We start from the raw sequence: 14,441 nt of genomic DNA on the forward strand, positions 1-14,441 counted from the left end.
TCCGCATGCTTCCCGTCGTGTCCGCACTCGCGCTGGCGTCCGCTCCGGGCGCGTCGTGGGCCCAGCAGGCCACGGCAGGGACCACGCCGGCGCCCGTAGCCATCTACGCGCCCGACACCGGCGACGCCTGGATCGACCGCCAGCTCGGCGACATCGACGCCTACGCGCGCCGCTATCCGGACAGTTTCCTGGACGAGGTGGCGCGCTACGCCAATGTCCGCCGCGGCTACGTCGAGGCGTTGCTGGAGCAGCAGCGCTGGCCGCCGGGCGACATCTACTTCGCCTGCGCCTGGGCGTTCGCGACGAACCTGTCCTGCCGCGAGACGGTGCGCGCCTGGAGCCGCGACCATCGCGATGGCTGGAAGGGCGTGGTCGGGCGCTTGCCGATCGCGCCCGACAACCTGCATTACCGCGCGGTACGCCACGCCATCGTCGCCAGCTACGACCGCTGGGACCGCCCCATCCGGCTCGATGCGGTGCTGCTGCGCCAGCTGGGCGACCATGCGCAGCGCCTCGAACGCGCCCGGCAGGCGGCCCAGGCCGCCGAGGCGGCCGACAAGCAGAGGCTCTAGGGCCGGGTTTGCTGCTGTGCGGCTGGCCCGGCCGCGGCCGCCTCGGCGAAAATGGCGGTCCCTGCCGGATATCCGGCTTCGCCCGAGTGGTTCGATGAGCGACACCTCCTTCGTTTCCCCCGACGAGATACGCAGCCTGTTCGCGCAGGCGATGTCGGACATGTACCGTGCCGAAGTGCCGTTGTACGGCACGCTGCTGGAACTGGTGGCGCAGGTCAACGCCGACACCCTGGCGTCCGACCCGGCGCTGGCGGAACGGCTGCAGCGCAACGACGAGCGCGCGCGGCTGGACCTGGAGCGGCACGGCGCGATCCGCGTCGGCACTGCGCAGGAACTGGCCACGCTGAGGCGGCTGTTCGCGGTGATGGGCATGCAGCCGGTGGGCTACTACGACCTGTCGGTGGCCGGCGTGCCGGTGCATTCCACCGCGTTCCGCCCGGTGCGGGCCGAGTCGCTGGCGCGCAATCCGTTCCGCGTGTTCACCTCGCTGCTGCGCCTGGAGCTGATCGAGGACGGGGCATTGCGCGCCCAGGCGGCGGCGATCCTGGCCAAGCGCCGGATCTTCACCGACGGCGCACTGGCGCTGGTCGAACAGGCCGAGCGCGAGGGCGGGTTGCGTCGCGGCGACGCCGAGCGGTTCGTCGCCGAGGCGCTGGAGACCTTCCGCTGGCATCGCGACGCCACGGTCTCGCTGCAGACCTACCGCGCGCTGAGCGATGCGCACAGGCTGATCGCCGACGTGGTCTGCTTCCATGGCCCGCACATCAACCATCTCACCCCGCGCACGCTCGACATCGATGCCGCGCAGGCGGAAATGCAGCGCCGCGGCATCGATGCCAAGGCGGTGATCGAAGGCCCGCCGCGCCGGCGTTGCCCGATCCTGCTGCGCCAGACCAGCTTCAAGGCGCTGGAGGAGGCGGTGGACTTCCCGGAATCGGGCGGCGCGCGCGCCGGTACCCATACCGCGCGCTTCGGCGAGATCGAGCAGCGCGGCCTGGCGCTGACGCCGAAGGGACGCGCGCTGTACGACGCGCTGCTGGCGCAGGCGCGCGACGCCGGCCGCGCCGGCAGCACCGGCGACGACTACGTGGCCCGGCTGGAAAGCGCGTTCGCGGGTTTCCCGGACGATTACGACACGCTGCGCCGTGAAGGCCTGGGCTATTTCCGCTATCGGCTCACCGAGGCGGGCCGGGCCGATCCCGCCGCCGCGGCGGCGTTGCCGGCCGAGGCGGCGATCGCGGCGGGGCTGGTCGCCGCCGATCCGGTGGTCTACGAGGATTTCCTGCCGGTCAGCGCGGCCGGCATCTTCCAGTCCAATCTCGGCGGTACCGAGCAGCGTGCGTATGCGGCGCACGCCAACCGCGAGGCGTTCGAGCAGGCGCTGGGCGCGCCGGTGGCGGACGAGTTCGCGATCTACGCGGGGATCGAGCGCGATTCGCTGGCGGCATTGGGGCAGGACGATCGCGTTAGGGCGTGATCGGTCCGTCCTTGGCCGTCTCTGGCGTCGTCCCCGCGAATGTGGGGTGCGGGGCGCAGGGTCGCTGTTTGCTAGCCACTGGTTCGGGCAGCATTGAGTTCCATCGAGCTATGCCTGATGACCGGGGTCGAAGATCCAGCGACTTTGACGTTATCTGGCCGGCCCACGCAATCTCACCGTTCTATGGAATCTCTCCATCGTCATTCCCGCGAAGGCGGGAATCCAGGGACTTTGCTCTTGGCTTTTGGGTCTTTGGCGAGTAAAGCCCAAAGCTTTCGCCTTGCGGCGAGTTACCTTTCTTTGCTTGTGCAAAGAAAGGTAACCCAAAGAAAGCACACCCCGCCTTCGCGCCCGCAGCTTTGCTGCGGGTCCGCGGAGTCAATGGGATTTTCGGACGCGACATCCTGTCGCGGCCGAAAACGGCGCACATCCTTGTGCACCGCCCTTCGGGTGTTTCCCATTGTCTCCGCCGCTTCGGAGGGGCCCCGATAAGTCAAAGTCAAAAGCTCGAAGCAAAATCACGAGCAACAGCAACAGCAACAGCAACAGCAACAGCAACAGCAACAGCTGCAATCGCAGTTGTTGCCGCAGCCGCAACCATTACGCTTGCACCCGTCTGAACGTCGGAGCGCCATGTGCGAGGGCCGGGGGCGCAGACCCAGCGGCTTTCGCCGGCTTGGTCGCAAGCATCATTGCGTTCCACTCACACGGGAACGACAAAAAACACCCAAGACCAGGGCATCTCAAGCAAAAACGGCCGCTCTTGGGCGGCCGTGGCTGCATCAGTTCTGCAGTGCCAGTTTTGCCTGCCGCCGTGCGCGGCGGCGGGCGCGCCAATCCTTCCAGTGCTGGGCCAGGCACGAGAAGATCACGTACAGCGCTGGGGTGCTGAGCAGGGTCAGGCTCTGCGAGATCAGCAGGCCGCCGATCATCGCGATGCCGAGCGGGCGGCGCAGCTCGGCGCCTTCGCCCAGGCCGACCGCCAGCGGCACCGCGGCCAGGATCGCCACCATCGTGGTCATCATGATCGGGCGGAAGCGCACGATCGACGCTTCGCGCGCCGCCTCGCGCGGGTTCTTGCCGTGCTCGCGCTGCGCCACCAGCGCGAAGTCGATCATCATGATCGCGTTCTTCTTGACGATGCCGATCAGCAGCACCAGCGCGATCGTCGAGATCACCGAAAGCTCGGTATTGGTGACGAACAGCGCCAGCAGCGCACCCATGCCGGCCGCGGGCAGGGTGGAGAGGATCGTGACCGGGTGGATCAGGCTCTCGTAGAGCATGCCGAGCACGATGTAGACGGTGAGGATCGCCGCCAGCAGCAGCACCATCATCGAGTTCGGGTTGAGCTGCACGTTGAAGCCGCCGCCGTCGCTGATGCGGATGTCGCCGGGCATGCGCAACCCGTTCACGGTCGCGTCGATGATCGCCTGCGCCTCGCCCATGCTCACGCCCGGGGCGAGGTTGTAGCTGAGGTCCATCGTCGTGTACTGGTTGTCGTGCGTGATCTGCGGCGGCGCCAGCCCGGGTTCCTGGTGCGCGACCGCGGTGATCGGCACCATCTCGCCGTTGCGGTTGGGCACGTAGATCTGGTCCAGCGCGGCCGGCGTGGCGGTCTGCGACGGCAGCGCGTTGACCACCACGCTGTACTGGTTCATGTCCGAGTAGATCGTCGAGATCGAGCGCTGGCCGAACGCGCCGTACAGCGCGCCGTCGATGGTGCCGATCGAGATGCCGAGCCGCGCGGCCTTGGCGCGGTCGATGACGATGTTCTGGCGCAGGCCGGCGGTATCCACGTCGCTGCCGACGTCGCGCAGCTTGGGGTTCTTCTTCAGCGCCGCCACCAGCTTGGGCAGCCATTCCTGCAGCTGCGCCAGGTCGTTGCCCTGCAGCGAGACGCGGTACTGCGCGCCCTGGCTGGTACCGCCGCCGCCGTCGCTGGGCAGGTCCTGGATCGCGCGCAGGCGCAGGTCCAGGTCGGGATAGCGGTCGGCCTTGGCGCTGAGCCGCGCCACCACCTGGTCGGTGGTCTCGCGCCGGCCCTCGGCGCGGGTCTTCAGCTCGATGTTGAACGAGGCGCTGGAGCCCTGGCGGCTGGAGCCCAGCCGCGCGCCGACGATCTTCACCGCGGGGTCGGCCATCAGCATGTCGGTGATGCGGCGCTGCCGCTCGACCATGTCGGCGAAGGACACCGTGGCGCTGGAACTGGCGCGGCCCCAGACCAGGCCGGTGTCCTGCGGCGGGAAGTTGCCCTTCTTGACCGCGCCGAACAGGAACACGGTGGCGCCGATCAGCGCCAGCGGGGTCAGCGACAGCAGCAGCGCGTGCCGCAGCGAGAAGTCCAGCGCCACCGTGTACACGCGCAGCATGCGCTGGTGCATGCGTTCTAGCCACGCGCCGACCCGGCCGGGCTCGGCGCTGGCATGGGCCGACAGGAACCGGCTGCACAGCGCCGGGGTCAGCGTCAGCGAAACCAGCATGGAGACCACGATCGCCGCCACCAGGGTGACGGTGAACTCGCGGAAGAACGCGCCGATCATGCCGCTGGCGAACAGCAGCGGGATGAACACCGCCACCAGCGAGGCGGTGATCGAGACGATGGTGAAGCCGATCTCGCGCGCGCCGGCGAGCGCGGCCTGCATCCGCGGCATGCCTTCGTCGAGATGGCGCGAGATGTTCTCGATCACCACGATCGCGTCGTCGACCACGAAGCCGATCGCGATCACCAGGGCCAGCAGGCTGAGGTTGTTGAGGCTGAAGCCGAGCACGTACATCACCAGCGCCGAGCCGGCCAGCGACAGCGGCACGGTCACCGCCGCGATCAGCGTCGGCGCCAGCCGGCGCAGGAACAGCGCCATGGTCAGCACCACCATCGCCAGCGAGATCAGCAGCGTCGCCTGCACCTCGTGCAGCGAGGCGCGGATGGTGGGAGTGCGGTCGAAGTACGGGGTCAGCGTGGTGCCGGGCTGCAGGTAGGTGCGCAGCTCCGGGATGGCGGCCTTCACGCGGTCCACGGTCTCGACCATGTTGGCGCCGGCGCGGGTGAACACGTACATCACCACCGCCGACTTGCCGCCGAACCAGGCGGCCTGGTAGGCGTCCTGCTGGCCGTCGTAGACGCGGGCGATGTCGCCCAGGCGCACCACGCGGCCGTTGGACTGGCTGGCGATGGCGAGCTGGGCGAAGTCGGCGGCCTTGGCAACGGAATCGTTCACCACGATCGCGGTGGTGCTCTTGCCGTCGGATAGGAAGCCGGTCGGCGAGGTGACGTTGGCCGCGCGCACCGCGTTGCGCAGGTCGTCCGGGGTCAGCCCCATCGCGCTCATCGCGCGCAGGTCCACGTCCACGCGCACCGCCGGCGTGGACGCGCCGGCGATGTCGACCGAGGCCACGCCGGTGATCTGGCGCAGGCGCTGCGCCAGCAGCGAGTCGGCGACGTTGTACAGGTCGTCGGCGGATTGGGTGTCGGAGGTGAGCGCGAGCGCGATCACCGGGTCGTCGTTCGGGTTGGCCTTCTGGTACGACGGCGTGCCGAGGCCCGAGGGCAGGTCGGCCTGCGCGGCGTTGATCGCGGTCTGCACGTCCTGCGCGGCCGAATCGATGTTGCGGTTGCTCTGGAAGATCATGAACACCATGCTCCGGCTCTCCGAGCTGGAGGAGCGCATGCGGTCGATGCCGGGCAACTGCCCGAGGTGGCGTTCCAGCGGCGCGGTGACGGTGGAGGCCATCGTGGCCGCGTCGGCGCCGGCCTGCGTGGCCTGCACGAAGATCACCGGGATCTGGATGTTCGGCAGCGCCGCCACGCTCAGGCGCAGGTAGCACATCAGGCCGATCACGAACAGGCCGATCGCCAGCAGCGAAGTGCCGATCGGGCGCTTGATGAAGGGCGCGGAGAGGTTCATGGGGCCAGGACCTGCGGGGAAGCCGGGCCCCGGGTCCCGCCGGCGACCGTGTTCATGCCCGTCCCTCCGCCGGCACCGGCGCGCGCCGCTCGCGCCAGGCGCGCACGCGCTCGGAGAAGCGCTCCATGTACAGGTAGATCACCGGCGTGGTGTAGAGCGTGACCAGCTGCGACAGCAGCAGGCCGCCGACGATCGAGATGCCGAGCGGGCGGCGCAGCTCCGAGCCGATGCCGGTACCCAGCGCCAGCGGCAGCGCGCCCAGCATCGCCGCGGCGGTGGTCATCATGATCGGGCGGAAGCGCAGCAGGCAGGCGCGGCGGATCGCGTCGTGCGCGCTGGCGCCGGCGCGGCGCGCCTCGATCGCGAAGTCGATCATCATGATCGCGTTCTTCTTGACGATGCCGATCAGCAGCACGATGCCGACGATGCCGTCCACCGACAGGCTCAGCCCGCACAGCATCAGCGCCAGCAGCGCGCCGACGCCGGCCGGCGGCAGCGTGGAGATGATCGTGAACGGGTGGATGTAGCTCTCGTAGAGCACGCCGAGCACGATGTAGATCACCACGATCGCCGCGATCAGCAGCCACACCACGTCGGTCTGGCTGCCGGTGAACTCGGCGGCCTTGCCGACGAACTGCGCGTGCACCTGGGTCGGGAGCTTCAGGTCCTGCCTGGCCTGCTCGATCGCCTTGACCGCCTGCGACAGCGAATAGCCCGGCGCGAGGTTGAAGGAGATCGTCACCGCCGGCAGCTGCTGCTGGTGGCTGACCACCAGCGGCGTGCTCGCCATCTTCGCCGTGGCCAGCGCCGAGAGCGGGATGATGCTGCCCGAACCGACGGTGATGCCGGTGTTGCGCTCGCCCACGCCGGTGGCGGTGGAGGAGTTGGACGAGGTCACCTGGCCGAAGCTGGTCGCGTTGGTGCCGGTCAGCGCGCCGGTGCCGTTGCTGGCCACCGCGAGCTGGTTCATCAGCGCGGTGCTGGTGCGGAATTCCGGCGCCACCTCCAGCACGACGCGGTACTGGTTGAGCTCGGTGAAGATGGTGGAGATCTGGCGCTGGCCGAAGGCGTCGTAGAGCGTGTCGTCGATGGTCTGCATCGGCACGCCGAGCATGCTGGCCTTGTCGCGGTCGACGGTGACTTCCAGGGCGTTGCCGCGGCTGGCCAGGTTGTTGTCGACGTCGGCCAGCTGCGGCAGCTTGCGCATGGCCTCGGTCATCCGCGTCGCCCACTCGGCCAGTTCGGCGCTGTCCACGTCGGAGAGCGAGAACTGGTACTCGGTGGCGGCCACGCGGGTGTCCAGGGTGACGTCCTGCACCGGCTTGAGGTACAGCGCCACGCCCGGGATGTCCTTCACCGCCGCCTGCAGCCGCGGCAGGATGTCCTCCAGCGCCTCGCGCTCGCTGCGCTCCTTGAGCACGATCGACAGCTGGCCCTGGTTGAGGGTCGGGTTCATGGAGCCGGCGCCGATGAAGGCGGCCACGCCGGTCACCGCGGGATCCTTGCGCAACGCCTCGGCCACCGCCTGGGTGCGCTGCTCCATCTGCGGGAAGGCGACGTTCTGGTCGGCCTGCACCACGCCGGTGATCAGGCCGGTGTCCTGCTCGGGCAGCAGGCCCTTGGGAATGACGACGTACAGCAGCACGGTCAGCGCCACGGTGGCGATCGCCACCCACAGGGTCAGGCGCTGGCGGCCCAGCACCCAGTCCAGGGTGCGCTCGTACAGCGCCACGGTGCGCGACCACAGCGTGGTCTTGCCGGCCGCGGCGGCGCGCTCGTGCGCGTCCTCGCCCTCGGGCAGCGCGTCGGGCCTGAGCAGGTAGGCGCACATCATCGGCGTCAGCGTCAGCGACACCAGCATCGAGATCACCACCGCGATGCTGAGCACCCAGGCGAACTCGTGGAACAGCCGGCCGGTCACGCCCGGCATCAGGATCAGCGGCAGGAACACCGCCACCAGCGACACCGTCAGAGACAGCACGGTGAAGCCGATCTGGCGCGCGCCGATCTCCGCCGCCTCGCGGCCGCTCTTGCCCTGTTCGATGTAGCGGACGATGTTCTCGATCATCACGATCGCGTCGTCGACCACGAAGCCGGTCGCCACCACCAGCGCCATCAGCGACAGGTTGTCCAGCGACATGCCGGCGAAGGCCATCACGCCGAAGGTGCCGGCCAGCGACAGCGGCACCGCCACCGACGGGATGATCGTGGCCCACAGCCGGCGCAGGAACACGAAGATCACCGCCACCACCAGGCCGATGGTGAGGATCAGCGTGAACTTCACCTCGTGCACCGAGGCGCGGATCGTCTCGGTGCGGTCGGAGAAGACGTCCAGCTTGACGTCGGCCGGCAGCACCGCGCGCAGCTGCGGCAGGATCGCGCGCACCTGCTCGACGGTCTGCACGATGTTGGCGCCGGGCTGGCGGCGGATCTCCAGCAGCACCGCCTGCTTGCCGTCGGCCCAGGCGGCGAGCTGGTCGTTCTCCACGCCGTCCACCACCTGCGCCACGTCCGACAGCCGCACCGGGCGGCCGTTGCTGTAGCTGATGATGGTGTCGCGGTATTCGGCCGCGTCGGTGAGCTGGTCGTTGGTGCCGATGCTGTAGGACTGGGTCTTGCCGTTGAGCGAGCCCTTGGGCGCGCTGACGTTGGTCTGGGTCAGCGCGCTGCGCAGCGACTCCATGGTCAGGCCCATGTTCGACAGCTGCGCGGGATTGACCTGGATGCGCACCGCCGGGCGCACGTTGCCGGCGATCGAGACCAGGCCCACCCCCGGCACCTGCGACAGGCGCTGGGCCAGGATCGCGTCGGCGTAGCGGTTGATCTCGCGCAGCGGCAGCGTGTCGGAGGTGAGCTTGAGGGTGAGGATCGCCGCGTCGGCCGGGTTCACCCGGTTGTAGACCGGCTGGTACGGCAGCGACGAGGGCAGGGTGGCCTGGCGGATCGCGGCCTGCACGTCCTGCGCCGCGATGTCGATGTCCTTCTCCATCGAGAACTGCAGGATGATCGTCGACAGCCCCGCCGAGGAGTCGGACGTCATCATGTCCAGCCCGGAGATCTGCCCGAGCTGGCGTTCCAGCGGCGTGGTCACCAGCGAGGCCATCGTGCTGGCGTTGGCGCCGGGATACTGGGTGGTGACGACCAGGCTCGGCGCGTCGATTTCCGGCAGCGCCGAGACCGGCAGCTGGCGATAGCCCAGGATGCCCAGCAGCAGCACGCCGGCCATCAGCAGCGAGGTGGCGATCGGTCGGCGGATGAAGATCGTCGAGAAGCCCACGTGGCTCGTCCTTACGTCAGTCGGGGCCGGCGCGCATGGCGCCGGCACGCGGGCGGGGCGCTGCGCGCCGCCGCCGGGAGGGAATCAGCGCGGGCCACCGCCGCCACGGCGGCCGCCCGGGCCGCGGCCCTGCTTCTGCTGGGCGGCCTTCAGCTCGGCCTCGGTCGGCGGCGCCGGCGTCTCGCCCGGGGCCAGCGCGTTGACCTTGCTGCCCGGCTTCAGGCGGAACTGGCCTTCGGTGACGACCTTGTCGCCGGCCTTCAGGCCGCTGGCGATCTGCACGTGGCTGTCGTCGACCTCCACGCCCTGCACCACCGTCTGCATCCTGACCGTGTTGTCGGGCTGCACGACGTAGACGTAGTCGCCGTCCGGGCCGCGCTGCACGGCCTGCGCCGGCACCACCACGCCGCCGGGGATCGTGCGCAGCTGCAGCCGCACGTTGACGAACTGGCCCGGCCACAGCGCGTTGTCGGCATTGGCGAACACCGCGCGCGCGGCGAAGGTGCCGCTGTCGCTGCTGATGGTGTTGTCGATCACGTCGAGCTTGCCGTCCGCGCTGATCACGTGGGCGTCGCCGCGGTCGAGCGCGGCCACCGGCAGCGGCGCCTTGGCCTGGCCGTCCCGCACCGCCTGCAACTGGTTCTCGGGCAGGTTGAAGGAGACGTAGATCGGGTGGATCTGGGTCAGGGTGACGATGGTGGAGCTGGTGGAGACGACGTTGCCCACGTCCACGCCGCGGATGCCGGCGATGCCGTCGATGGGCGCGGTGATGCGGGTGTACTGCAGCTGCACCTGCGCAGCGCGCATCGAGGCGTCGTTGGCGGCCACCGCGGCCTCGTACTGGCTGACCTGGTTGCGCAGCGTGTCCAGGTCGGTCTTGGCCACGTAGGGCTGGTACTCCGGCGCGCTGGAGCGCGCGTAGTTGGACCGGGCCGTGGCCAGCTGCGCCTGGTTCTGGCGCTTGGCGGCGGCGGCCTCGTCGTAGCTGGCCTGCAGGGTGCGCGGGTCGATCTGCGCGAGCAGGTCGCCCTTTTTCACTTCCTGGCCTTCCTTGAAGTTGATGCTCAGCAGCTGGCCGCCCACCTGCGGCGTCACCGTGGCGGTGTTGAGCGCCTTCACCGTGCCCAGCGCGGTGGCGTAGACCGGCACGTCCTGGGTGGTCGCCGCCACCGCGGTGACGGGCACCGGGGCGGAGTTCTGGTCGCCGCTGGCGTCGGGCGCGCCCGGCGGCTTGCCCTGGGGCCCGCCACGCAGCATCCGCGCGCCGGCGGCCAGCACGACGACCACTGCCACGACCAGCAGCGAGATCTTCCAGAAACGCGACATTCGACAACTCCTGATGGCGGGGGGGACGCGCGATCGGCACGGCCCGGCTGGCTGGGCGGTGGAAGCATATCGTCGGCCCCCGTCGTTTGGACCATGACGGATGGGATAGGCCGTAGACCTCCATCCGCCGGGTTGGTTCAGCCGTGGACCGGCACCCGACAAACGCATCGCTGCGGCATCGGTTGACGGCCGGGACGGCGGGGGATGCGACCCATGGGATCGGCTCAGGCCGCGACGGGCTCCACCGGGCCCCATGGTGACCGAAGCCGTTTGCGCCGCGATGTCGGGCAAGACACAGAGCGACGCCGGTCTATGGCCGGTTTCGGACATGGCCTACAGTGGAGCGGCTTGCCACCCCAAGGAGCCCGAATGCATCCCTCTCGTCTGCTGGCCTGCTCGCTGTTGCTGGCCGCCCCCTCGCTCGCCCTGGCCCAGTCCGCCGAGCGCCCCGAAGTGACCGCCGCCGCCGACAAGCTGCAGGCGCAGGTGGTGCAGTGGCGCCGCGACTTCCACGAGCACCCCGAACTGTCCAACCGCGAGGTGCGGACCTCGGCCAAGGTCGCCGAGCACCTGCGCAAGCTCGGGCTGAAGCCGCGGACCGGCATCGCCCACCATGGCGTGGTGGCGATCATCAAGGGCGGCAGGCCCGGCCCGAGGATCGCCCTGCGCGCGGACATGGATGCGCTGCCGGTCACCGAGCAGACCGGCCTGCCGTTCGCCTCCAAGGCCACGTCCGAGTACCGGGGCGAGACCGTCGGGGTCATGCACGCCTGCGGCCACGACGCGCATACCGCGATCCTGCTCGGCGTGGCCGACGCGCTGGTCGCCATGCGCGAACGCTTGCCGGGCGAGGTGATGCTGATCTTCCAGCCGGCCGAGGAAGGCGCGCCCGGCAACGAGGAAGGCGGTGCGTCGCTGATGCTCAAGGAGGGGCTGTTCGCCGACTTCAAGCCGGAGGCGGTGTTCGGCCTGCACGTGTTCTCCAGCGTCCAGGCCGGCCAGATCGCGGTGCGCGGCGGCCCGCTGATGGCCGCCTCGGACCGCTTCAACATCAAGGTCGTCGGACGCCAGACCCACGGTTCCGCGCCGTGGAACGGCATCGACCCGATCGTCGCCGCGGCCGACCTGATCGGCGCCGCGCAGACCGTGGTCAGCCGCCGCGCCAACATCGCCAGGCAGCCGGCGGTGGTCAGCTTCGGCGCGATCAAGGGCGGCATCCGCTACAACATCATCCCCGACGACGTGGAGATGGTCGGCACCATCCGCACCTTCGACGAGGGCATGCGCCAGCAGATCTTCGCCGACCTGAAGACCGTGGCCGAGCACACCGCGGCCGCGCACGGCGCCACCGCCGAGGCCCACGTGCCCGACCAGGACGGCAACCCCGCCACGGTCAACGACCCGGCGCTGACCGCCCGGATGCTGCCTAGCCTGCAGGCCGTGGTCGGCAAGGACAACGTCTACGAGCCGCCGCTGCAGATGGGGGCCGAGGACTTCTCGTTCTACGCGCGCGAGGTGCCCGGCCTGTTCTTCTTCGTCGGCGCCACCAGCCCCGGCATCGACCCGGCCACCGCGCCCAGCAACCACTCGCCGAAGTTCCTGCTCGACGAGAAGGCCCTGGACGTGGGCCTGCGCGCGCTGCTGCAGGTCTCCCTGGACTACCTGGAAGGCGCCCGGCCGGGCTGAGTCGGCACCTCGCGTGAGCGGCTCCGGCCGCGATGGGCTTTCGTGCGAATCCCTCGCAAGGCCCGCACGTCCATGTGCGGGCGATTCAAGGGGAAAGCCCCGTCGCGCCGATGGCCCGAGGCTAGGTAGGCCGCCCCCACGGTTCAAGCGTTCCATACACCTTCCGGCCAGCCGCCGCCCCGTAGAATCGGCGGATGAACACCCCCCAGGATTCCAGCCTCGGCCGCGAGGTCGCGTACCCGGACCGCTACGATCCGGCCCTGCTGTTCCCGATCCCGCGCGCCGCGGCCCGCGCCGAGATCGGTATCGGCGCGGCGCTGCCGTTCTCCGGCCACGATCGCTGGCATGCCTACGAACTGGGGTGGCTCGACGCGCGCGGCAAGCCCTGCGTCGCCACCGCGACCCTGCAGGTGCCGTGCGATTCGCCCAGCCTGATCGAGTCCAAGTCGCTCAAGCTCTACCTGAACTCCCTCAACGGCGAGCGCTTCAACAGCGCCGAAGCGGTGCGCGCGCGCATCGCCACCGACCTGTCGGCGCGCGCCGGCCGGGAGGTGATCGTCGAGTTCGGCCTGCCGCCGGTGGATGCGGTCGGCGAGGGCGAGTCGATCGACGCGCTGGACGTGGCCATCGAGGACTACGGCCCGCCCAATGCCGGCTACCTGCACACCGATCCCACCGGCGGCACGGTCGAGGAAACGCTGGTGTCGGCCCTGCTGAAATCCAACTGCCCGGTCACCGGCCAGCCGGACTGGGCCAGCGTGACGCTGCGCTACCGCGGCGAGCGGATCGACCGCGAGGGGCTGCTGCGCTACCTGGTGAGCTTCCGCGACCATGCCGAGTTCCACGAGCAGTGCGTCGAGCGCATCTTCCACGACGTGCAACAGCGTTGCCGGCCGCAATGGCTGGCGGTGGAGGCGCGCTATACCCGCCGCGGCGGCCTGGACATCAATCCGCTGCGAGCCAGCCCGCAGCTGGCCTCGCCGCTGCCGGCGTTCCGCGACCCCCGGCAATGACCGGCGGTCCCCGCATGCCGGCCGGGTGAGCGGCCGGCATGCGCGGTAAGCCGGTTTCACGCCGGCGCGATCCCTTCTTAACATCCGCCGTGCGACCGTACCCGCCAGTCCGGTAACAAGGAACCGCTGGCGATGAGCAACGACAAGAAGGCCGATTTCTCGGATGTCACCTCCAAGGTCGACAGCACCGCCCAGGTAGTGCAGAAGGCCGATTTTTCCGATGTCTCCGCGCGGGTGGACAGCACCGCCGAAATCGTGGGCGAACAGTCCTATACCGTGCAGAAGGGCGATTCGCTGTCGAAGATCGCCAAGCACTTCTACGGCGACGGCAACGCCTGGAAGCGCATCTTCGAGGCCAACCGCGACGTGCTCGACGATCCCGACAAGATCTTCCCCGGCCAGAACCTGCGCATCCCCGCGAAGTCCTGATCCGACCACTCAAGGAGAACCACCATGCAGAAGATCCCGCTTTCCGGCGCCGTGATCCTGGGCCTGACCGCCGCGTTGGCCCTGGCAGGCTGCAAGAAGAAGGACGAGGCCAACGTCGACAGCACCGCCCCGGTCGCCAGCCAGCCGGCGACGCCTGCACCGTCCGAGCCCGCGCCCGCACCGGCCGCGGCGGCGGTGAGCGTCACGGGCGTGACCGTGGGCAACAACGCCGCCGCCGACAAGTCGGTCGCACCGGTCGCCACGCTCGGCGCCAAGGACAAGATCATCGTCTCGGTGAAGACCGACGGTACCGCCAACAACGTGCCGGTGGCCGTCAAGCTGACCTACCAGGACGGCCAGGTCGCCGGCGAGCAGAACGCCACGATCAACGCCACCGGCGCCGAAACCACCAACGTCGAGTTCACCAAGGCCAGCGACTGGCCGGCGGGCAAGTACACCGCCGACGTGACCGTGGACGGCAAGCCGGCCGGCAGCCAGCAGTTCGAGGTGAAGTAGGGCTCAGGGAGCAGCACGCCCGCCGTCTCTCTCCCGGCGGGCGTTCTCGGCTGGAGGCGCAGCGCAAGCTGCGCCTCTTTTTTATGGATCGTTCGTGCGATCCCTTCGCGAAGCCCACGCGTCCATGGGCGGGGACCTACGGTGAAGTACGGGGGCATTCGCGCTTCAGGGCCGCGGATCGGTTTTCGATGCAACCTATCCGCATGGATGGAACGCTGGGTTCATGGCGGACTCGGCTTTACC

General features: G+C 69.5%; 8 protein-coding genes and 1 pseudogene. 6 read left to right on the forward strand and 3 right to left on the reverse strand.

Annotated elements, in window-relative coordinates; all coding sequences use genetic code 11:
- Positions 1-5: 5 nt before the first annotated feature.
- On the forward strand, positions 6-572 hold the full coding sequence (locus FD678_RS16600; protein WP_218569800.1) for a hypothetical protein: 567 nt from the start codon (positions 6-8) through the stop codon (positions 570-572).
- Between the two features lie 94 nt (positions 573-666).
- On the forward strand, positions 667-2,049 hold the full coding sequence (gene hglS, locus FD678_RS16605) for a 2-oxoadipate dioxygenase/decarboxylase HglS (RefSeq protein ID WP_140726377.1): 1,383 nt from the start codon (positions 667-669) through the stop codon (positions 2,047-2,049).
- Between the two features lie 782 nt (positions 2,050-2,831).
- On the opposite strand, the gene FD678_RS16620 is transcribed toward hglS, so the two are convergent.
- The 3 genes from FD678_RS16620 to FD678_RS16630 form a co-directional block, all read right to left on the reverse strand.
- Positions 2,832-5,951 (reverse strand): efflux RND transporter permease subunit, encoded by a 3,120-nt coding sequence (locus tag FD678_RS16620; RefSeq protein WP_140726387.1) that lies wholly within the window; start codon positions 5,949-5,951, stop codon positions 2,832-2,834.
- 52 nt (positions 5,952-6,003) lie between these two features.
- Positions 6,004-9,228, reverse strand: coding sequence for an efflux RND transporter permease subunit (locus tag FD678_RS16625; protein WP_140726390.1), 3,225 nt, complete (start codon positions 9,226-9,228; stop codon positions 6,004-6,006).
- Between the two features lie 84 nt (positions 9,229-9,312).
- A complete protein-coding gene (locus tag FD678_RS16630; protein WP_140726393.1) occupies positions 9,313-10,554 on the reverse strand; it encodes an efflux RND transporter periplasmic adaptor subunit in 1,242 nt (413 codons plus the stop codon).
- 369 nt (positions 10,555-10,923) lie between these two features.
- Here FD678_RS16630 and FD678_RS16635 point away from each other — a divergent pair, with 369 nt between their 5' ends.
- The 4 genes and pseudogenes from FD678_RS16635 to FD678_RS16650 all read left to right on the forward strand — a co-directional run bounded on the left by FD678_RS16635 (position 10,924) and on the right by FD678_RS16650 (position 14,198).
- Positions 10,924-12,240, forward strand: coding sequence for a M20 family metallopeptidase (locus FD678_RS16635; protein WP_140726396.1), 1,317 nt, complete (start codon positions 10,924-10,926; stop codon positions 12,238-12,240).
- Positions 12,241-12,434: 194 nt separating this feature from the next.
- On the forward strand, positions 12,435-13,253 hold the full coding sequence (gene queF / locus FD678_RS16640) for an NADPH-dependent 7-cyano-7-deazaguanine reductase QueF (RefSeq protein WP_140726400.1): 819 nt from the start codon (positions 12,435-12,437) through the stop codon (positions 13,251-13,253).
- A gap of 273 nt (positions 13,254-13,526) precedes the next feature.
- Positions 13,527-13,682: pseudogene (locus FD678_RS20700) on the forward strand (LysM peptidoglycan-binding domain-containing protein); the annotation flags it as partial.
- 24 nt (positions 13,683-13,706) lie between these two features.
- Positions 13,707-14,198 (forward strand): hypothetical protein, encoded by a 492-nt coding sequence (locus FD678_RS16650; RefSeq protein WP_140726406.1) that lies wholly within the window; start codon positions 13,707-13,709, stop codon positions 14,196-14,198.
- The last annotated feature ends 243 nt before the right edge of the window (positions 14,199-14,441 follow it).

Origin of the sequence: Pseudomonas sp. Hp2 (assembly GCF_006386585.1) — a bacterium.
Lineage (GTDB): Bacteria > Pseudomonadota > Gammaproteobacteria > Xanthomonadales > Xanthomonadaceae > Pseudomonas_S > Pseudomonas_S boreopolis.